The 19,330-nt window shown below is 53.9% G+C and carries 17 protein-coding genes; 1 reads left to right on the forward strand and 16 read right to left on the reverse strand.

Annotated elements, in window-relative coordinates:
- Position 1: 1 nt before the first annotated feature.
- The 16 genes from wcaJ to ACN9MQ_RS14770 form a co-directional block, all read right to left on the reverse strand.
- Positions 2–1,396, reverse strand: a complete 1,395-nt coding sequence (gene wcaJ, locus ACN9MQ_RS14695) for an undecaprenyl-phosphate glucose phosphotransferase (RefSeq protein WP_014170813.1) — start codon at positions 1,394–1,396, stop codon at positions 2–4.
- Positions 1,397–1,458: 62 nt separating this feature from the next.
- Complete coding sequence (gene cpsG / locus ACN9MQ_RS14700; RefSeq protein ID WP_032680630.1) at positions 1,459–2,829, reverse strand: colanic acid biosynthesis phosphomannomutase CpsG; 1,371 nt, start codon at positions 2,827–2,829, stop codon at positions 1,459–1,461.
- Between the two features lie 109 nt (positions 2,830–2,938).
- Positions 2,939–4,375, reverse strand: a complete 1,437-nt coding sequence (cpsB, locus tag ACN9MQ_RS14705; RefSeq protein ID WP_014170815.1) for a mannose-1-phosphate guanyltransferase — start codon at positions 4,373–4,375, stop codon at positions 2,939–2,941.
- A gap of 3 nt (positions 4,376–4,378) precedes the next feature.
- Positions 4,379–5,602 carry a colanic acid biosynthesis fucosyltransferase WcaI gene (gene wcaI / locus ACN9MQ_RS14710; protein ID WP_426021391.1) on the reverse strand — a complete coding sequence of 408 codons (1,224 nt, stop codon included), beginning with the start codon at positions 5,600–5,602 and terminating at the stop codon, positions 4,379–4,381.
- Positions 5,599–6,078 (reverse strand): GDP-mannose mannosyl hydrolase, encoded by a 480-nt coding sequence (locus ACN9MQ_RS14715; protein WP_072126435.1) that lies wholly within the window; start codon positions 6,076–6,078, stop codon positions 5,599–5,601. The genes wcaI and ACN9MQ_RS14715 overlap by 4 nt, the downstream gene beginning before the upstream one ends.
- Positions 6,079–6,080: 2 nt before the next feature.
- On the reverse strand, positions 6,081–7,046 hold the full coding sequence (gene fcl, locus ACN9MQ_RS14720; protein WP_014170818.1) for a GDP-L-fucose synthase: 966 nt from the start codon (positions 7,044–7,046) through the stop codon (positions 6,081–6,083).
- A gap of 2 nt (positions 7,047–7,048) precedes the next feature.
- Positions 7,049–8,170 carry a GDP-mannose 4,6-dehydratase gene (gene gmd / locus ACN9MQ_RS14725; protein ID WP_014170819.1) on the reverse strand — a complete coding sequence of 374 codons (1,122 nt, stop codon included), beginning with the start codon at positions 8,168–8,170 and terminating at the stop codon, positions 7,049–7,051.
- A gap of 24 nt (positions 8,171–8,194) precedes the next feature.
- Positions 8,195–8,743 (reverse strand): colanic acid biosynthesis acetyltransferase WcaF, encoded by a 549-nt coding sequence (gene wcaF, locus ACN9MQ_RS14730; RefSeq protein ID WP_151711895.1) that lies wholly within the window; start codon positions 8,741–8,743, stop codon positions 8,195–8,197.
- Positions 8,744–8,758: 15 nt separating this feature from the next.
- Complete coding sequence (gene wcaE / locus ACN9MQ_RS14735) at positions 8,759–9,505, reverse strand: colanic acid biosynthesis glycosyltransferase WcaE (protein ID WP_014170821.1); 747 nt, start codon at positions 9,503–9,505, stop codon at positions 8,759–8,761.
- A 16-nt stretch (positions 9,506–9,521) separates the two neighbouring features.
- Positions 9,522–10,742 (reverse strand): colanic acid polymerase WcaD, encoded by a 1,221-nt coding sequence (gene wcaD, locus ACN9MQ_RS14740; RefSeq protein ID WP_020883262.1) that lies wholly within the window; start codon positions 10,740–10,742, stop codon positions 9,522–9,524.
- On the reverse strand, positions 10,717–11,934 hold the full coding sequence (wcaC, locus tag ACN9MQ_RS14745) for a colanic acid biosynthesis glycosyltransferase WcaC (RefSeq protein WP_014170823.1): 1,218 nt from the start codon (positions 11,932–11,934) through the stop codon (positions 10,717–10,719). Before wcaC ends, wcaD begins: the two co-directional genes overlap by 26 nt.
- Positions 11,931–12,422 (reverse strand): colanic acid biosynthesis acetyltransferase WcaB, encoded by a 492-nt coding sequence (wcaB, locus tag ACN9MQ_RS14750; RefSeq protein ID WP_014170825.1) that lies wholly within the window; start codon positions 12,420–12,422, stop codon positions 11,931–11,933. The genes wcaC and wcaB overlap by 4 nt, the downstream gene beginning before the upstream one ends.
- Positions 12,422–13,264, reverse strand: coding sequence for a colanic acid biosynthesis glycosyltransferase WcaA (gene wcaA / locus ACN9MQ_RS14755; protein WP_032680629.1), 843 nt, complete (start codon positions 13,262–13,264; stop codon positions 12,422–12,424). The genes wcaB and wcaA overlap by 1 nt, the downstream gene beginning before the upstream one ends.
- A gap of 22 nt (positions 13,265–13,286) precedes the next feature.
- Entirely contained in the window at positions 13,287–15,449 is a 2,163-nt protein-coding gene (wzc, locus tag ACN9MQ_RS14760) for a tyrosine-protein kinase Wzc (RefSeq protein ID WP_032680628.1), read from the reverse strand.
- Between the two features lie 2 nt (positions 15,450–15,451).
- Positions 15,452–15,895 (reverse strand): low molecular weight protein-tyrosine-phosphatase Wzb, encoded by a 444-nt coding sequence (gene wzb, locus ACN9MQ_RS14765; protein ID WP_014170828.1) that lies wholly within the window; start codon positions 15,893–15,895, stop codon positions 15,452–15,454.
- A 6-nt stretch (positions 15,896–15,901) separates the two neighbouring features.
- Entirely contained in the window at positions 15,902–17,041 is a 1,140-nt protein-coding gene (locus ACN9MQ_RS14770; RefSeq protein ID WP_014170829.1) for a polysaccharide export protein, read from the reverse strand.
- Between the two features lie 692 nt (positions 17,042–17,733).
- On the opposite strand from ACN9MQ_RS14770, the gene ACN9MQ_RS14775 reads away from it, so the two are divergent.
- Positions 17,734–19,317, forward strand: coding sequence for a TerC family protein (locus tag ACN9MQ_RS14775; RefSeq protein ID WP_020883259.1), 1,584 nt, complete (start codon positions 17,734–17,736; stop codon positions 19,315–19,317).
- Positions 19,318–19,330 lie beyond the last annotated feature (13 nt).

Below are 19,330 nucleotides of genomic sequence, written 5' to 3' on the forward strand. Positions count from 1 at the left end.
CTTAGTACGCCGCTTTGTTCACGAAACCTTTGAAGATGGTCAGAAAGACGATCTTGATATCGAACCAGAGGCTCCATTCACGGATGTACTCCAGGTCGAATTCGATGCGTTTTTCCATTTTTTCCAGCGTGTCGGTCTCGCCGCGCCAGCCGTTGATCTGCGCCCAGCCGGTAATGCCTGGCTTCACTTTATGGCGCAACATGTAGCCTTCAATCAGCGAGCGGTACTGTTCGTTGTGAGCCACGGCATGGGGACGGGGTCCGACAATCGACATGCCACCGGTAAAGACGTTGATAAACTGCGGCAGCTCATCCAGCGAGGTGCGGCGCAGGAAGTTCCCCACCCGCGTAACGCGTGGATCGTTCTGCGTCGCCTGGGTCACGACCTTGTCGTTCTCCATCACCTTCATTGAGCGGAATTTCCACACCATGATGGGCTTACCGTCCATGCCGTAGCGGGTCTGACGGAAGATAACCGGGCCCGGGGAGCTCAGCTTCACCGCCAGAGCAATGCAGCACAGCACCGGGGAGATCAGCAGTAAGATCAGTGAAGAGAGCACGATATCCTCCAGGCGCTTGAGCACGCGATTGATACCCGACAGCGGGGTGTCATACAGCGGCACGACCGGCACGCCGTTCACTTCTTCAATACGGGAATGGAGGATGTTAAAGGTAAAGACGTCCGGGATCAGGATCACCGAACAGGTGGTATCGGCCAGTTCACGCATCAGTTTCTTAATGCGGGATTCATCTTTCATCTGCATCGCGATGTAGACGTTATGAATTTTGCCGGCTTTCGCGTCCTCAATAAGCTGTTCGTAATTACCGGCCCAGTCTGAAGGCACGCCGCCAGGCTTCGCGTCGTGATAAATCCCGACCACTTCAAAACCTAACCATGGCTCTTTGCGGAAGCTATCGAGAAGCACCTTCCCTACCGGCAAATCCCCCGCCACGGCGACAAAGCGACGGTTATAACCGCGGTTACGCAGCCAGCCGGCGCCAAAACGGATCAGGGTGCGGCATACCACCATGCCGACGCTGGTAATCAGATACCAGCACAGATACGTCACCAGGCGATTATCAAAATCATGGCTGAATGCCACCAGCCCTGCGCTGAAGATCAGGCTTAATGTCCAGTTCTGCAGCAACAGCATCAGTTCGGTGGTCATTTTCACACCACGCCACGAACGGTAGAAGTCGGTCATCCCCCCGATCATCTGGAACACAACCAGCGCAATCAGCGCCATGAGCAGATGCATGTAGAAGAAGGATTGCCCGCTTACCCAACTCACCACCCATAATCCGCCGACCATGATGGTGATATCAGAAAAACGCTGCACCATGGAGATTAACGATGCATTCGTTCTCGCTCGTTCGCGTTTTTTTAGATTCGTCATCGTTGTTCCTTTAGTTCAACACCTGCCCCCTCACCCCATATCAGGGGGAGGGGGAAAGCTATTTACTGATTCAACAGCGCCAGAATGTCCTTCGTTCGCGCTTCCATCAGCGCGGTATCCGCGCGGGATTCCACGTTCAGGCGCACCACCGGCTCGGTATTTGAAGAGCGCAGGTTAAAACGCCACTGCGGGAACGCCATGCTGATGCCGTCGGTACGGTCAATTTCCAGCGCATGGAGGGCAAAATGCTGCTCCACGCGGGCAATGGCCTCGGCCGGCTGCGCCAGTTTGCTGTTGATTTCGCCACTTGCCGGGAAGGCCGCCATGCGGTCGCGTACCAGCTCGCCAAGGGTCTGCCCTTTCAGACACAGCAGCTCGGTCACCAGCAGCCACGGGATCATCCCGCTGTCGCAGTAGGCAAAATCACGGAAATAGTGGTGGGCGCTCATCTCGCCGCCATAAATGGCGTCTTCTTCGCGCATACGCTCTTTGATGAAGGCATGACCGGTTTTGGACATCACCGGCTGGCCGCCCGCGGCGTTCACCACATCCACGGTGTTCCAGGACAGACGCGGATCGTGAATGATCTTCGCGCCCGGGTTCTTCTCGAGGAACGCTTCCGCCAGCAGACCGACAATGTAGTAGCCTTCGATGAACTGGCCTTTTTCGTCGAACAGGAAGCAGCGGTCGAAATCGCCGTCAAAGGCGATACCCATATCGGCACCGTGTTCGATGACCGCGTTACGGGTGTCGTCGCGGCACTCCGGCAGCAGCGGGTTCGGGATACCGTTCGGGAAGTTGCCGTCCGGGGTGTTATGGACCTTAACGAAGGTTACCGGGACGTTCAGGGCCTTAAAGCGGGCTTCGAGCGCATCCACCACCGGGCCGGCCGCGCCGTTACCGGAGTTGATCACCAGCTTCAGCGGTTTCAGGTTTGCAACGTTGATGTAGCCCAGCAGATGGTCGATGTACGCTTTACGCAGGTCGATCTGCTTATAGCTGCCGCGTTTCGCTTCATTCACCGGCGGGAAATCGTTAGCTTCGGCGAGACGCTGCACGTCACGCAGACCGGTATCGCCGCTGATAGGACGCGCGCCCTTGCGCACCAGCTTCATACCGTTGTAGTCCATCGGGTTATGGCTGGCCGTCACTTCGATACCGCCGTCCACGCCGAGGTGGAAAGTGGCAAAGTAAATCTCTTCGGTGCCAGACAAGCCGATATCCAGCACGTCCACTCCCGCATCCTGCAGCCCTTTTGCCAGCGCCAGCTTCAGGGACTCACTGGTCAGGCGCACATCGCCGCCCAGGACAATCGTTTGTGGCTTAAGATATTCGCCGTATGCGCGGCCAATGCGCCACGCAATGTCTTCATTCAGCTCTTCGCCCAGCTTGCCGCGAATATCGTAGGCTTTAAAACAGGTTAATTTTTCCATGATGACCCCTTTTTCAGGCAACAGTTGGCCCGCCCGATTAACAGGCAAATTTGTTTTTATTCATTCGCAGGCCGGATGCGCGAAACGCTATCCGGCTTTAGAGACGGCGCTATACCCGCCCGTAACGGTCCTGGAAACGGACAATATCGTCTTCTTCCAGGTACGAACCGGAGCGCACTTCAATTAAGTCGAGAGGAATTTTCCCCGGGTTTTCCAGACAGTGCGTGGCTCCCAGCGGAATATAGATTGACTCGTTTTCGCCCAGCAGTTTCACTTCGCCATCAATCGTGACTTTGGCGGTACCCGCCACCACGACCCAGTGCTCGGCACGGTGGTGGTGCATCTGTACCGACAGCCCCTCACCCGGTTTCACGGTGATGCGTTTCACCTGGTAACGTTCACCGGCATCGATGGAGTCATATTTGCCCCACGGACGATACACTTCGCGGTGGATATGGTGTTCATGGCGACCATCGGCCTTGATCTTCTCCACCACTTTTTTAACGTCCTGCACGGCATTACGGTCAGCAATCAGCACGGCGTCTTTCGTCTGTACGACCACCAGATCCTTCACGCCAACTGTGGTCACCAGACCGGACTCGGCGTAGACATAGCTGTTTTCCGTTTTGTGGCTGATAACATCACCGTGGTGGACGTTACCCTCCGGGGTATGGGCGCTGATCTCCCACAGGGAGGACCAGGAGCCAACATCGCTCCAGCCCGCATCCATCGGTACCACAACGGCATCGGCCGTGCGTTCCATTACCGCATAGTCAATTGACTCTTCCGGGCAGGCGAGGAAAGACGCTTCGTCAACACGGATAAAATCGAGATCCGGATCCACTACCGCCATCGCTTTCTCGCAGGCGTCCAGAATATCCGGGCGATATTTGCGCAGCTCTTCCAGGTAGCGGCCAGCGCGGAACAGGAACATCCCACTGTTCCAGTAATATTCACCGCTGGCCACATAAGCCTGCGCGGTTTCCAGATTCGGTTTTTCGACAAACTGCGCCACGTCAAACGCTACGCTGTCGCCTTCGCCCGGGGTCACATTGCCACGACGAATATACCCGTAGCCGGTTTCCGGCAGGTCCGGCACGATGCCGAAAGTCACCAGTTTGCCGTTTTCGGCGTAAGGAATAGCCGCGCGTACCGCCTCGCGGAACGACTCTTCCTGTTGAATAACATGGTCTGCCGCCAGAACCAGCATCAGCGGATCGCAATCCGGGCTGCTGCGTTTGGCCGCCAGCGCAGCCAGCGCAATCGCGGGGGCGGTGTTACGTCCGGCAGGCTCCAGAATGATATTTTCTGTGAGTTTGTTCAGCTGGCGCAGCTGCTCGGCGACAATAAAGCGGTGTTGTTCGTTACAAATCACCACCGGGCTTTCACACTCCACACCCTGCAGGCGGTTAACCGTCGTCTGCAGCATGGTGAGCTCCCCTTTCAGGCAGAGGAACTGTTTTGGATAGAGCACGCGGGACAGCGGCCACAACCGGCTACCAGAGCCACCTGCCATCACAACCGGATACAAAGTGGTTTGACTCATGATTTATCCCCGTATATCTGCAATAAATTGGCTCAGCACGTTCTCTTTCTCGAGCGTGCGTTCGGCATATTCACGTGCCACCGTGTTCGTTTTTGGCATGGCAAGTGCCCGTTCAATGCCAGTGACCAGCGCCGGGACCGATTCCGGTTCCACGCAAACGGCGATCCCCGGATAGCTGTCGCACAGCTGGCCTAATTCTGTTTCGGCTTCCGCCGTGATCACCGCGTTACCGCCCACTGCCAGAATGTTGGTCAGCTTGGACGGCAGCACCGCGTCTGCCGCGCCGCGCTTTTGTACTACCAGATGGCAGTCGCCCATCTTCAGCAACGCAGGCAGTGCCTCGTAAGACTGAAGCGGGAAAAATTTCACGTTCGTCAGGCCGCGTTCGTTGGCCATTTTTTCCAGTCGCGCTTTTCCGCCGCCCTGCCCGACGATGACAAACATCCAGGGTTGATGGCTCAGTTGCTGTGCGGCGTCGATGACGCTCTCAAGCCCCTGCTTCTCGCCGATGTTGCCTGAGTAAAGAATGATTTTTTGGTCGTCAGGCAGACCGAGCTGAGCGCGTAGCGCCTGAGCGTCACTGTCTGTTACGTCGCGAAAACGCGCCACTTCAGACCAGTTGGGGAAAAAGATCACTTTTTCCGCCGGTACGCCCTTCTCCTGCGCTTTGTTCATCATTGAGCGCGAGATGGTCGAGACATAATCCACGTTATGCAGGCCGCTGCGCTCGAAGGCGCTGGCGAGTTTCGCCACCTTCCCGCTCTTACCTTTGCCGGCCATTCCCAGGCCGAGCATGGCGTCCACTTCATAATCCTGAATGTGAACCAGCGTGCGCGCGCCGGAGAGTTTGCCCAGCAGGCGCATGCCTGGGGTGCAGAACAGCGTTGGCACCACACCGATAATGCGATCCGGCTTCCAGCGACGTTGCGCCATCAGCGGGAAGAAACTGCTCAGGGCAAAGCTGCCCAGATGAAGTAACCGCTTCAGCGTTGAGGGCTGTTTCGGCACGTACAGCGGGCAACGCCAGACGGTCGCGGCACCCTCTTCGCGACGGTAGCGCCAGCCTGAATAGCGCTCACCTACTTTCCATTCCGGGTAGTATGGCGGCGCGGTAATGACCCGCACGTCATGTCCCTGGCTCGCCATCCACTCGACCATTTCGCCGGTGTATTTACCGATGCCGGTTAACTCCGGCGAATAGTTGATTCCGTACACCAGAATTTTCATAAGCCCGGCACTCCGGACTGACGATCGGCCAGGAAATAGGCACGACTGTTGTCATGCACATTGTCACTGGCCAGCAACGCCTCTGGCGTCTGCCAGCGGTAGTCGTCATGCTGAGAATCAGGCAGACGCAGGTCTGCCTCACTCACCTTCAGGCGAAAACCGAGCACCACATAGTGCGTGGTGAAACCGGTGCCCGAAAAGTTATCGTCATAGAAGTGCTGCCAGACCCCGTAAAACTGGCCTGCCGCCATCGGCAGTTGCAGGCCCAGTTCCGCCAGAGTGAGACGCTCAAAAGCATTTTCCAGCGTCTCATCCTTCTGCACGCGCCCGCCGGGCACGAACCAAAAGCCCTGTGCAGGACGGTTGGTTCGTTTTCCCAGCAAGAACTCGCCGCGTTCGTTCTCCACCACCAAATCAATTGAGATGAGCGGAGTGGAACGCACTACCGTGGCAAAATCTTCCTGACTTAAAAACATCATTACCCCCGGAAGCGGTGCTGGTTTTCAAGGAACCACTGGTAGGTGCTTGCCAGCCCCTGCTCCAGTGATACCTCGTGATACCAGCCCAGCTGATGCAGACGGGTCACGTCCAGCAGTTTGCGCGGCGTGCCGTCCGGTTTGGTGGCGTCAAAGACCACGCGGCCTTTGTAACCCACCACCTGCGCGATGGTTTGCGCCAGCTCACGAATGGTGCAATCCACGCCAGTACCGACGTTAATGTGCGACAGCATCGGTTCGGTGTTTTCCTGCCACACCTCACGATCCAGCTCCATTACGTGGATGCTGGCAGCCGCCATGTCATCCACATGCAGGAATTCACGCATTGGCGTCCCGCTGCCCCACACCACCACATCCGGTGCATTTTCGGCCGTTGCCTCGTGGAAACGACGCAGCAGCGCCGGGATCACGTGTGAATTGCTCGGGTGGAAGTTGTCATGCGGTCCGTACAGGTTGGTCGGCATCACCGAACGATAGTCGCGGTTATACTGACGGTTGTAGGATTCGCACAGCTTGATCCCGGCAATCTTGGCAATCGCATACGGCTCGTTGGTTGCTTCCAGCGTGCCCTGCAGCAGTTCGCTCTCAGCGATCGGCTGCTTCGCCATTTTCGGGTAGATACAGGATGAGCCGAGGAACAACAGCTTATTCACGTTGTGCAGATGCGCTGCGTGAATGATGTTGCTCTCAATCATCATGTTCTCGTAGATGAAATCCGCCGGATACGTGTTGTTGGCAACAATGCCGCCCACTTTCGCCGCCGCCAGATACACCTGGTCAATACGTTCACTGGCGAAGAAGTCCTGTACCGCTTTGCTGTCGAGCAGGTTCAGCTCGTCACGGGTACGGACAATCACGTCGACATCACCGCGCTGTTCAAGCTGGCGAACAATCGCGGAACCCACCATTCCGCGATGACCCGCGACAAAAATACGTTGTTTTGTCATTCTCAGGACTCCAGCGCGATGGCAACCTCGTAGCCATGAGACTTGAGCAGGGAGTGTTTTTTCGCTGCTTCAAGATCTTTGGCAACCATCTCGGAAACCATCTCCTGCAGAGTCGTTTCTGGTTTCCAGCCCAGTGTTTCGTGTGCTTTGGTTGGGTCGCCCAGCAGGGTTTCCACTTCAGCAGGACGGAAGTAACGTGGGTCAACCTGTACAATCACGTCGCCCGGTTTCACGCCCGGTGCGTCATGGCCCGTTACGGAAACCACGATGCCTTTCTCTTCCACGCCGGTACCTTCGAAGCGCAGTTTGATACCCAGCTGAGCGGCAGCCATCTCAACGAACTGACGTACGGAGTACTGCACGCCGGTTGCGATAACGAAGTCTTCTGGTTTTTCCTGCTGCAGCATCATCCACTGCATTTTTACGTAGTCTTTGGCATGGCCCCAGTCACGCAGGGAATCCATGTTGCCGAGGTGCAGGCAAGATTCCAGACCCTGTGCGATGTTAGCGATAGCGCGGGTGATTTTACGGGTAACGAAAGTTTCACCACGACGTGGGGATTCGTGGTTGAACAGAATGCCGTTACAGGCATACATGCCGTAGGATTCACGGTAGTTCACGGTGATCCAGTACGCGTACAGTTTCGCCACCGCGTACGGAGAACGTGGGTAGAACGGGGTAGTCTCTTTCTGAGGAATTTCCTGCACCAGACCGTACAGCTCAGAGGTGGATGCCTGGTAGAAACGGGTTTTCTTCTCAAGGCCGAGGAAGCGAATCGCTTCCAGCAGACGCAGCGTACCCATTGCGTCAACGTCAGCGGTGTATTCCGGAGATTCGAAGGAGACCGCAACGTGGCTCATCGCGCCCAGGTTGTACACTTCATCCGGCTGCACTTCCTGCAGAATACGGGTCAGGTTGGAAGTATCGGTCAGGTCGCCGTAGTGCAGATGGAATTTCGGGTTCGCCGCATGAGGATCCTGATAAATGTGATCCACACGTTCGGTGTTGAATGAAGAAGCACGACGCTTAATACCGTGTACTTCATAACCTTTTTCCAGCAGCAGTTCTGCCAGGTAAGAACCATCCTGTCCGGTAACGCCGGTGATGAGAGCGACTTTAGACATGTTTATATTCCTCTACTTATGAATTTAATCAGTTTCAACGCGTTCGCGTATCACCACTGCGGGGTTGCCACGGCAAATTTTATTTGCCGGTAGCGATTTAAAAACGCTGCTGCGGGCACCGACTACCGTGCCATCGCCAACAGAAACACCAGGTGCAACAAAAACATCTGTCGCCAGCCAGCATTTTTCGCCAATCACAATCGGAGTGGCGGTAATATCAAAATGCTGACTCATAAAATCGTGACTGCCGGTGCACAAATAACACTTCTGTGAAACCACTGAATTTGCGCCAATCGTAATATCGCCAAGGGTATATAACACCGCCTCATCCCCTACCCACGCATAATCCCCAAGCGTTAATTTCCACGGGTAGGTAATTTTTACCGACGGGCGAATGACTACGTTTTTTCCGATTTTTGCGCCAAACAGTCGCAATAAAAAAGCTCGCCAGCGGTACAGTATTTGCGGTGACCAGGCAAATAAGGTGGCCTGTACGGCCCACCACAACTGCACTTTAATACCGCTCCCGCCCCGAAAGCCTTTCGGCACGGAGAAACCTTTAAGATCCTGCATTACGTTTCCTTATATTCAGGCTTTGTTATATAAGGTTTTCGTTTTACCGGTGGTACGCAGACGTAATAAATAAGATAATTCCGCCCAGAACCCCGGCACGCCTAATATTTTACGCTGCACATTTCTGGCATCCTGGCACAGTTCCAGATTATTAGACGTTGACACGCCGCCCATTGAAAATTCAGATACCAGCCCTTTAATTCGACGGAACGGGTAACCTGATTTATACAGACTGGCAGTCAGCGCATAATCTGAAGAAACTTTATACTGCAGATCGTAAGGCTGTTTTTTCAGACCTTTTACCGGGAAGAAAATGGCCTGATGGCTGGCAGGCAAACTGTGGTAGATATACCAGCCAGGTTTCGCACTGCGGCAAACTTTATGGCCATCGCCAAAATCGAGCAGCGCGTCGCCAATGTACATCGCATCCTCTTTCTGGCGCGCCAGCTGACGGGCAAATAATGCCACATCCTCATGGAATACGTCACCGGAATTCAGGAAGATGGCATAACGGCCTTGCGCCATGTCGATGCCTTTATTCATCGCATCGTAGATGCCTTTATCTTTCTCGCTGATGAAACGTAAGTTGAACTCACCGTTGAGTTTTTCCAGAAACTCCGCCGTACCATCGTTCGAGCCGCCATCGACCACAATCCACTCAAAGGTGAGGCTTGGATCGCGCGCCAGGTTGCGCAGCGAGCGCCAGGTTTTTACCACCCCTTCGTAATTACGAAAAGCGACAGTAATGACGCTAAGAAACATAAATCACCTCATTTCGTCATACGTTCGTAATATTAAGCGCTTTGCGCAGAATAAACGGACAGACAATCAAGAAAGCATATTCCGGGCTAAATATTGACCCGGTAAAAAACAACGACACCGGTGTAAACAGATAAAGCTGCACGCGAAAGTTCTGGTTATCACCAAACGCGTTAATCATCATTTTGAAAACTTTAAACAGATACCACAGTGTCAACAGTACGGCGAACCACGAAAAATAGATAATTAACAGATACAGGCCATTGTCTATGGTTTTACCGACATCCGCACCGTTAAAGATTCCGAATGATGCAACATATTCGTAAAGTGAGCCGAATCTTACTACACCATCGATATGGGTTAAGGAATAACCCACCATCACCAGTGGACCAATGATACGATAATAGGATGACGAGCCTTCGGTTCCCAAATCTCCCAGGCGTTCTGAGATGTATGGGAAGGCAAATATCACGCCAACCATAAATACTGTCAGAGAGATAATCGCCAGCGGCAGTTTTTTCTTAATCGCATCTTTGTTCAGGTACTGGAACGCCCACTCCAGCAGGTAAAACAGGATAAATGTCATTACCCCCGAGAACGATCCTGACAGAACAATTCCTGCAAGAATCATAGCATCGGTCTTAGGGGTTTTGATACCAAACTGTTTGATGCTGAGCCAAATTGAGATTAGTGCCAGAGCAAAAAACGCCGGTTCAAAATAGAGGGCTGTCGTACGCTTTCCGCCAAACTTGATGAAGTTCAATACATAGCTGTTACTGTAAATGAGATATTTCGAAATTATCTCCATCAGGCTACTGCCACCGGTCAAAATAATTTGCGCCATTTCCAGTGCAGCAAGCATAACAATTAACGCAACGGCAATATAAAAGAACCTAAGGATTTTCCGATAATTGTGTGGCGAAATAACCTTGAAACGAATACTCCAGACCATGCCAATAATAATGACGATATAAACAAACAGCATGGTGGAGGTGACGTATTTACTGGCATCCAGAGACTGACCAAAGATGTAGTTAAATAGCGTCAGACCCACGCCCAGCCCTAAGGCCATCATCAGCTTCTTGAGGTTGATTTTGTCGACATACAGCAGAAGCAGAACGGGCAAGAAGGTCACTATGGTTATCGGGAAGCTTTCGCCAAGCTGGGCAATTTTGACGTTGACCAGCAGGTAAATCAGCGGCAGCAGCAGATAACTACAGACTCTGATAGAACGAGACATATTCCTCCAGCATCTGTTGTCCACTGTAGGCCTTGCGGCTGCGGTTGCGGAACGATTCCAGGTCGGTACCAAAAACGGCCTGCGCGATCTGCGCCTTCGGCAGTTGCACCAGAGGCAGCACCTCATGCTCCGCAAACGTGGTCCCGCCCGATTTTTCCAGCACTTCACGTGCCGCATCGCTGTGGGTGGCAATCACCGGCACACCGATGGAGAGCGCTTCGCACAGGATCAGCGGGTAGTTATCCACGCGCGAACTGAATACCAGCGCATCCATCCCATTGAGGGCGCTCATCAGTTTGCGCTTGTCGGTTTCAAACCCGTGATTCACCACGTTAGCCCCTTCGAACGGCGAGAACTTGCCGAAGGTGTGCAGTTCAATCTTGTCACCCAGCGCCATCATGTCGCGCACCAGCTGCTGATTGGTTTTGCCGTCGTAACGCAGGTCATGCGCAACGATAGCGATTTTTGGTTTACCCGGGGTTTCTGCAACCGGGGTAAGTTCGGCCAGAATCGCTTCCGTCGCCACGTCGATACCGTTATTGATGATCTGACAGCGCCCTGCCCCATACAGACTGTTAAAGGCATCGGCCACGTGCTGGCTTGGAGAGATAAACGTACAGCCGAGCGAGAGCATGTCGCGGAACAGCTGGCGCTTTCCGGCCACCAGCTGATGGGCACGATCCACTTTCACCGGCGGATAGTTGCTCAGCGTCGGGCACTTCTGGCAGTTGCTTTTCCAGCCTTCACACCCGTCGGTAAAGGCGCAGCGACCGGTCACGCTCCAGTGATCGTGCAGCGTCCAGACGAAGCGGGTATCCGGTTTGTGGGCCTGCACCTTCTGGCAAAACGCCACCACCTCTTCCAGATTCAGCCAGTAGCTGTGAAGCACGTGGAAATGCAGCACAACCGGCCCCTGGGAGCGCGTCACGGTGCGATAAAGGGTATTAAGATTGCCAAACAGATCGCGGTTAAACAGGCGGAACAAGGCAATGTTGGCCACGGAAGTCAGGCGCGGCGTGTGCTTATGTACCTGCGGGTAGTTATCGTGGCTGACGCTTTTCTTACCGCCTTTGCCATAACCGTAAATAAAACGAGACTGAAGTCCTTTTTGCAGCGCGCGCTGGTGAAGATCCAGCGCCACACCGGCCGCCCCGCCCTCTGCGAGACGGACGTTAAATTGCAGAATGTTCATTTGATCACCTTCACGCGGGCTTTCTCACCCACCACCAGCGCGTTATCCGGAATACTGTCCAGCACCACGCTCCCTGCGCCTATCGTGACGTTGTTACCAATCGTGATGTCGCCAATGATGACCACGTTCGCGCCCAGCTCGACGTTATTGCCAATCACCGGGCAGGCCAGGCTGTCGGGCCCACGGTTACCGATGGTGACCGCATGGCGAATAGTGAAATCATCACCGGCTACAACGAATTTGTTGATCACCACGGCATAACCGTGATGAATGGTAAAACGGCGACCAATGGTGGCAGCGGCCTGAATTTCATAACCAAAAAAACATTCAGTAATGATGCGGTACAGCACCAGCACCGGTGCTGCCCAGAGATTGTTTAAAACATTTTTCTTGCGCCACACCGAGCAAAAATGCGCGATGCGGTACGCCAGAACCATGCAGCACGGGCGCAGGCTCCAGCTGTTAGCGCGGCAATCTTCCAGAAACATTATTTCCCCCGAAGTCCATCAGCCAGACGCTTGCCGTTACGCACGGACAACAACGTGAGCAGCGTGCGCCAGTTCATGCGCTTATTGCGGATCTGATAGAGGGTAAACAGCTGATACTTCCGGCTGGCACGGTCGAACTTGTCCTTGTGCTTGCGGTAAAAGTGGAAGTAACCAGAGAATTTCTTCGGCGACGAGGTGATTTGCATCTCCCCGTGATTGATATGCAGGATCTGCGTCGCCTCTTCCACCTTCCACGGCTCGCCATACTCCATCACCATGCGCAGGAAGATGTCGTAATCTTGCGCAGCCTTCAGCTCGGTATCGAACAGGCACTCCTTAAAGCGCCACGCCCAGGTAAAGACCTGATTACCAATGATGTTGCGTTTAAAGAACAGGCGGCGTGAGTAAGGCGATTTCGGGTACAACGGCAGGCTGGCAGGCTGCGAGTAAACTTCACCCTGACAGACATAGTCGTTGGCATACAAAAACGCATGCGTCACCAGCTGTGCTTTGTGCGACAGGAAGATCGACAGACGGTTCGGCGTCCATTCGTCATCGTCGTCGATGCCGGTCAGATACTGGCCTTTAGCCTGCATAATCGCCTGGTTACGCACCGCGCACGCACCGGAGTTAATCTCGTTGTGCGTGTAAACCACGCGCGGGTCGTTAAGGTCAGTCACAAACTTTTGCAGCTGTTCGTATGAGGAAGAACAGTCATCAACGATGATCAGTTCCCAGTTATCGTAATCCTGTCGCAGCACAGATTTTATTGCGCGGATCGCCAGCTGCTGACGATTCCATGTCGGCATATAAATAGAAACTAAAGGGCGTTGTGTAGTCATGGTCTTCCCCGAAAGCTAACGATTAGTGACTGTCAGACTTGTATTCGTACTCGTAGTAACCGTAGTCCTGGTAACCGGTCGCACGACGGAAGATGGAGTTCAGGATCACCCCTTTCACTTCAATTCCGTTTTGCTCGAAGCGGCTCAGGCTGGTTTCCACTTCCTTCAGCGTGTTCACCGCGTAACGCGCCACCATCAGCGTGGTGCCGGCATGGCGGCCCACAATGGCGGCATCGGTCACCGCCAGAATTGGTGGGGTATCAATCAACACCAGGTCATAGTTTTTGCTCGCCCACTCCACCAGCTCGCTAAAACGTTCACTCATCAGCAGCTCTGATGGATTTGGCGGCACCTGACCACGCGGAATAAGGTCAAACTTCGGCACCGTCGTCGGTTTTGCACTCTGGCTAATCTCACCTTTGCCCAGCAGGATTTCCGACAGCCCGTTGACGTTATTGGTACCCAGCAGTTCGTGGGTATAGCCCTTACGCATATCACAGTCGATCAGCAGCACCCGTTTATTGGTCTGGCTCACCACCGCCGCCAGGTTGGCACAGACAAAGGTCTTACCAATTGACGGGCTGACACCGGTCAGCATCAGGACGTTGTTTTTGGCCTGCATCATGGCGAAGTGCAGACTGGTACGCAGACTACGAATCGCTTCGATGGCCAGATCGGTTGGGTTACCCACGGCCAGCAGCTGGCTTTGTTTGTAACGCTTAACGCCTTTGGTGGTTTTGACGCTGTCACGCGATTTTTGCCACTCCGACAGCGGGATGCTGGCGTAGACGTTGATACCGCTCTCTTCCAGTGCCTGCGGGCTTTCGATTCCACGGTTGAACAGCGAGCGAAGCAGCACGCCAACGATGGAGAGGATAAGACCCAGAATAATGCTGCCGAGAATGATGAGGGCTTTCTTCGGCTTCAGCACCCCTGGCTGCGTGATGGCCGGGTCAACGATGCGCACATCACCAACGGTACTGGCTTCGGTAATTTTCAGCTCCTGCTGTTTATTCAGCAGCTGCATGTACACCTGCTGTCCGGATTCCACATCGCGGGTCAGACGTACGATTTCCTGCTGCGTTTTAGGCATCGCAGTGACGCGATCGTTGAGTTTCGCCTTCTCTTCTTCCAGCGTGCGGCGTTTCTCCAGCAGCGTACGGTAGGCCGGGTGACGCTTGGTATAAAGCTTGGAAATCTCCGCCTCTTTGAAGGTCAGCTCGTTAAGCTGGGCATCAATGTTAACCATCGAGTCGAGAACGGATTTCGCTTCCAGCGGCAGGTCGACAGAGTCTTTATCCTGACGATAGGCGTTCAGCTTGTTCTCGGCATCATCCAGACGGGCGCGGACTTCCGGAAGCTGTTTGGCGAGGAATGCCAGGCTTTTCGCCGCTTCAGCCGATTTACGCTCAACGTTCTGCTCAAGATAGTTACGGGTGATGCTGTTGAGGATGTCGCGGATCTGATCCTTATCTTCACCGGTAAAGGTCATGCTCAGGACACCGGTGTCCTTGCCGTTTTCAGTGACGGTCAGGTTGTTCTGCAGATTGTTAATCATTCCCAGCGTGGAGAATTTGGTCACGGTAAATTCACCGCCCTCCTGGGCGTGGATCGCGCTGACCATCATGCTGACACCCTCTTTCGTCAGCATCTGCCCCACTTCACCGCGCGCGCTAAAGCCCGCATCGCTGGTCAACTGGTACTGTTTTGGGCCTAACACCGTCAGGGTAAAGGTCTGATCCGCGCTTCCTTTTGGCAGCACAAAATCAGTCACTTTGACCGTGTCGTTGCTGCGTCCCATCAGACGGTCCCAGCCGGCACCAAAGATCGGGAAGGTATTTTTGGTGACGGAGATATCAAGGCCGAGGTCGTGAACGGTTTTACCCAGAACCAGGCGCGACTGGATCAGCTGAATTTCCGCATCGGAGGCCGGCGGTTTGTTCGCCAGTGCGGAGCCAATGTCCTGCACCAGCGAGTTACCGGTATTCTGCTCAATCTGCACCAGCGCATCGGCACTGTAGATGGGCGTCGCAAACAGCGTATAGACGACGGCCGCCGCGGCAAACACGGCGGTGATCCCAAGCACCCACCACTTTGCCTCTACGACGGTGCCGACCAGGCGACCAATATCGATTTCATCACTGCCCGAAGTCGGGGCGGCAGAAGGTTTTGTTTTTTCTGTCATTGTTATCCCTGCTGAGCTTTCAGTGCCTGCGCCCACTGACGGGCAGACTGGTCAAGTAAGGTGTATACCGCCTCGAAGGCCTCATGGCTTTTGCGATATGGATCGGGGATTTCGCGTTCATTGTCCCAGTGACCAAACAGCATCACCTTGCCGCGCATCTCCGGTGCGATATCACACAGCGCATGGATATGGCGTTTTTCCATCGTCAGGATCAGGTCATACTCCCGGCACATACGGCCGGTGACCTGACGGGCGATGTGCCCGTCGAGCGAAAGGTTATGATCGCGGGCCACGCTCGTTGCGCGCTCATCGGCACCTTTACCGACCAGCGCACCCAGCCCTGCGGATTCAACGGTCAGTTCGGGCTGGTAGAGTTTCAGCAGCCGTTCAGCCGTGGGGGAACGGCAAATGTTCCCCACGCATACCACCAGAATTTTGTTAAACATCGCGGATTACCAGGTATGAATGTCGCGCGCCGTATCCGTCATGTAGCGAACGCCACTGATGGTTGGCAGCAACTGGTTGATCAGACGGTTCCAGCGGGCAACCGGTGCGGTGGTGACATACACCACATCGTATGGCTGGAGACGGAACTCCGTTGCCATCACCAGAGACGTCGCATCGGACATATCCAGCTGGTAGATGTTGGCAATCTTGCCTTTCGCACTGCCCTCACCTTTCAGCGGACGGATCACGAAGATACCGGTGGCGTTGGAGGTGGTCAGATCAATACCCTCTGCATTACCCAGCGCTTCGGTCAGGGTCATGCCGCTGAAGTCCATTTTGAGTGTGCTCTGTTTCTTAACTTCGCCCATCACGAACACTTTCAGATCGTCATTGCGCGGTACGTAGAGAATATCGCCCGGATAGAGCAGACGGTTCTGAGTCAGGTCACCGTTTTGCATCAGCGCCTGCAGCGAAATGCGCTGCTCTTTGCCGTTGTGCGTCAGAACCACGTTGCGCCAGTCGGCACCGTCGGTTAAACCGCCGGCGGCGTTAATGGCATCCAGAACGGTCAGCGGTACGTTGGTGATGGCCTGTTGACCGGATTTATTCACCTGTCCGGAGATATAGGCTTTTTGCGAGCGGAATGCGGCGATATTAACGTCCACCTGCGGATCGGCGATGTACTGCGCTAAGCGGCCGGTAATATCACTGCGGATTTCGGCGAGCGTTTTCCCGGCAACGTGTACCTTGCCAATATAGGGATAGAACATGGTGCCGTCTGACTGTACCCAGTTACCGGTGTCGCTTGAGCTACGGTACTGGCCCGCTGGTGTGGTCAGTTCAGGGTGGTCCCAGACGGTGACGTTGATGACATCACCCGGCCCCACGCGGTACTGGTAGGAGGCAATCTCCTGATCCAGAGACATATTCGGCTGAGCAACATTCGGACGTGGGCGTAATTGTTCGACCAGACGTGGCGTGAGTGGATAAACATTCACCATTTTGTCGAGATCAAAATCGGCATCCTGCTGCTTGATCACATCCTTACCCATTGTTGACATATTGCTGCCGGGAAAGACCGTACAACCACTCATCAAGGTCACAGACACCAATAATGGCATCAATTTCATTTTGGATTTCATCATTGATTATTTATCACTTTGGCAGAGTAATTATCCTGTGCAATTTAAAATAAGCCGGGTCGTATTGGGTTTCAGCATGCAGTTAATCAAATAGAAATATAACTGGCATCAGTCCTAAAAAAAGCTTATTCATCCATTGGCTATTGACAGAATAATCGAGGCTGATTCACACGCTTTCAGGCACGCTACCGCCCTTGGCTTTCAGTTACCAATCCACTGACTAAACAATGTGTTATGGATAGACACCCTCTTGAACAAGGTCTTCTGGAAATATATCAGCCGCAAAAACGCCCGACGGATAATCAATAACCATTCCTGAAGACCGAAACAATAATAGCAACAAGGAGATTTAACATTTGATGCTGGAGGAATTGTTGCAGCTAACCTAATAGCAGGCAAGGAGACAACTGTCCTAATAACTGTTTTTAAGATTAATATTAAGAGCAAAGTTTTGACCTTTTAGGATTTTCTTTATATTGACAAAGCAACAATAAAAACCATTAATTGCGATATATCCTAAAATGTACTGTGCGTAATAAAATATACGTAATTACCTTATTTACAGCGCCAGCGTATTGCTCTCTTTTTGTTCGGCCTTATTAAGAGAAATCTCAGCCCGGCATTGCAATTTCCCGCCGCTTTATCCATGATCGAAGTGTGACATTCGTCATATAACAGAAGGTATTGCTATTACTATGGAATGGATTGCCGATCCATCAATCTGGGCCGGACTGGTGACGCTGGTTGTCATCGAATTGGTGCTCGGTATTGATAATCTGGTCTTTATCGCCATCCTCGCCGAAAAACTGCCCCCTTCTCAGCGTGACCGCGCTCGCGTAACGGGCCTGCTTTTGGCGATGGTGATGCGGTTGCTGCTGCTGGCCTCTATCTCCTGGCTGGTCACGCTGACACAGCCTCTGTTCTCCGTTCACGGCCTGAGCTTCAGCGCCCGTGACCTGATCATGCTCTTCGGTGGCTTGTTCCTGCTGTTTAAAGCGACGGTTGAACTCAATGAGCGGCTCGAAGGCAAAGACAGTGAAAACCCGACCCAGCGACGCGGGGCAAAATTCTGGCCTGTGGTGGCGCAAATCGTGGTGCTGGACGCCGTCTTCTCACTGGACTCGGTGATCACCGCCGTCGGGATGGTTGACCACCTGGCCGTGATGATGGCCGCAGTGATCATTGCCATTACGCTGATGGTGATGGCAAGTAAAGCCCTGACCCGGTTCGTTAACAGCCACCCGACCATTGTTATTCTCTGCCTGAGTTTCCTGTTGATGATTGGCTTTAGCCTGGTGGCAGACGGGTTTGGATTCCACATTCCGAAAGGCTATCTGTATGCCGCCATTGGTTTCTCAGTAATGATTGAAGCGCTGAACCAGCTGGCGATATTCAACCGTCGCCGCTTCCTCTCAGCGAATCAGACGTTACGTCAACGCACGGCCGACACGGTCATGCGCCTGCTGAGCGGGAAAAAAGAGGATGCAGAACTGGATGCGGAATCCGCCGCGATGCTTGCCGATCACAGTGACGGGCTGATCTTTAATCCGCAGGAGCGACTGATGATTGAGCGGGTGCTCAATCTTAATCAGCGGACGGTCAGCAGCATCATGACATCACGGCATGACATCGAACATATCGACCTGACGGCACCGGAGGAGCACATTCGCGCCCTGCTGGATAAAAACCAGCACACCCGCGTGGTTGTCACCGGCGGCGAAGAGGAAGAGGAGTTGCTGGGCGTGGTGCACGTCATCGACCTGCTGCAACAGCAGCTGCACGGTGAAGCACTCAATCTGCGTGCCCTGGTACGCCAGCCGCTGGTCTTCCCTGAGGGACTGCAGCTGCTTTCTGCTCTTGAGCAGTTCCGTAACGCGCGTACTCACTTTGCCTTTGTGGTGGATGAATTCGGTTCCGTTGAAGGACTTGTCACGCTCAGCGACGTCATGGAAACCATCGCCGGTAATTTGCCCAACGAGGTGGATGAGATTGATGCGCGCCACGACATCCAGAAAAATGCCGACGGGTCGTGGACGGCGAACGGCCATATGCCGCTGGAGGACCTGGTGCAATATGTGCCGCTACCGCTGGATGAAAAACGCGAGTATCACACTATTGCCGGTCTGCTGATGGAATATTTGCAGCGTATCCCGCAACCGGGAGAAGAGGTTCAGGTGGGCGACTATCTGCTTAAAACGTTGCAGGTTGAGAGCCACCGTGTACAGAAGGTACAGCTCATTCCACTGCGGGATGAAGAAGAACTGGACTATGAGGTTTAGTGAGTTGTTTTGC

Origin of the sequence: Enterobacter sp. R-25, from assembly GCF_049913205.1 — a bacterium.
Taxonomy (GTDB): Bacteria; Pseudomonadota; Gammaproteobacteria; order Enterobacterales; family Enterobacteriaceae; genus Enterobacter; species Enterobacter ludwigii.

Bases quoted from the DNA above. Each gene is read 5' to 3' on its own strand.
- wcaE (WP_014170821.1), bottom strand. From the start codon at position 9,505: ATGTTTCTTAGCGTCATTACTGTCGCTTTTCGTAATTACGAAGGGGTG.
- wcaF (WP_151711895.1), bottom strand. From the start codon at position 8,743: ATGCAGGATCTTAAAGGTTTCTCCGTGCCGAAAGGCTTTCGGGGCGGG.
- wcaI (WP_426021391.1), bottom strand. From the start codon at position 5,602: ATGAAAATTCTGGTGTACGGAATCAACTATTCGCCGGAGTTAACCGGC.
- wcaB (WP_014170825.1), bottom strand. From the start codon at position 12,422: ATGTTTCTGGAAGATTGCCGCGCTAACAGCTGGAGCCTGCGCCCGTGC.
- wcaC (WP_014170823.1), bottom strand. From the start codon at position 11,934: ATGAACATTCTGCAATTTAACGTCCGTCTCGCAGAGGGCGGGGCGGCC.
- wzc (WP_032680628.1), bottom strand. From the start codon at position 15,449: ATGACAGAAAAAACAAAACCTTCTGCCGCCCCGACTTCGGGCAGTGAT.
- wcaA (WP_032680629.1), bottom strand. From the start codon at position 13,264: ATGACTACACAACGCCCTTTAGTTTCTATTTATATGCCGACATGGAAT.
- wcaJ (WP_014170813.1), bottom strand. From the start codon at position 1,396: ATGACGAATCTAAAAAAACGCGAACGAGCGAGAACGAATGCATCGTTA.
- ACN9MQ_RS14770 (WP_014170829.1), bottom strand. From the start codon at position 17,041: ATGATGAAATCCAAAATGAAATTGATGCCATTATTGGTGTCTGTGACC.
- wcaD (WP_020883262.1), bottom strand. From the start codon at position 10,742: ATGTCTCGTTCTATCAGAGTCTGTAGTTATCTGCTGCTGCCGCTGATT.
- ACN9MQ_RS14775 (WP_020883259.1), top strand. From the start codon at position 17,734: ATGGAATGGATTGCCGATCCATCAATCTGGGCCGGACTGGTGACGCTG.
- cpsG (WP_032680630.1), bottom strand. From the start codon at position 2,829: ATGGAAAAATTAACCTGTTTTAAAGCCTACGATATTCGCGGCAAGCTG.
- gmd (WP_014170819.1), bottom strand. From the start codon at position 8,170: ATGTCTAAAGTCGCTCTCATCACCGGCGTTACCGGACAGGATGGTTCT.
- cpsB (WP_014170815.1), bottom strand. From the start codon at position 4,375: ATGAGTCAAACCACTTTGTATCCGGTTGTGATGGCAGGTGGCTCTGGT.
- fcl (WP_014170818.1), bottom strand. From the start codon at position 7,046: ATGACAAAACAACGTATTTTTGTCGCGGGTCATCGCGGAATGGTGGGT.
- ACN9MQ_RS14715 (WP_072126435.1), bottom strand. From the start codon at position 6,078: ATGTTTTTAAGTCAGGAAGATTTTGCCACGGTAGTGCGTTCCACTCCG.
- wzb (WP_014170828.1), bottom strand. From the start codon at position 15,895: ATGTTTAACAAAATTCTGGTGGTATGCGTGGGGAACATTTGCCGTTCC.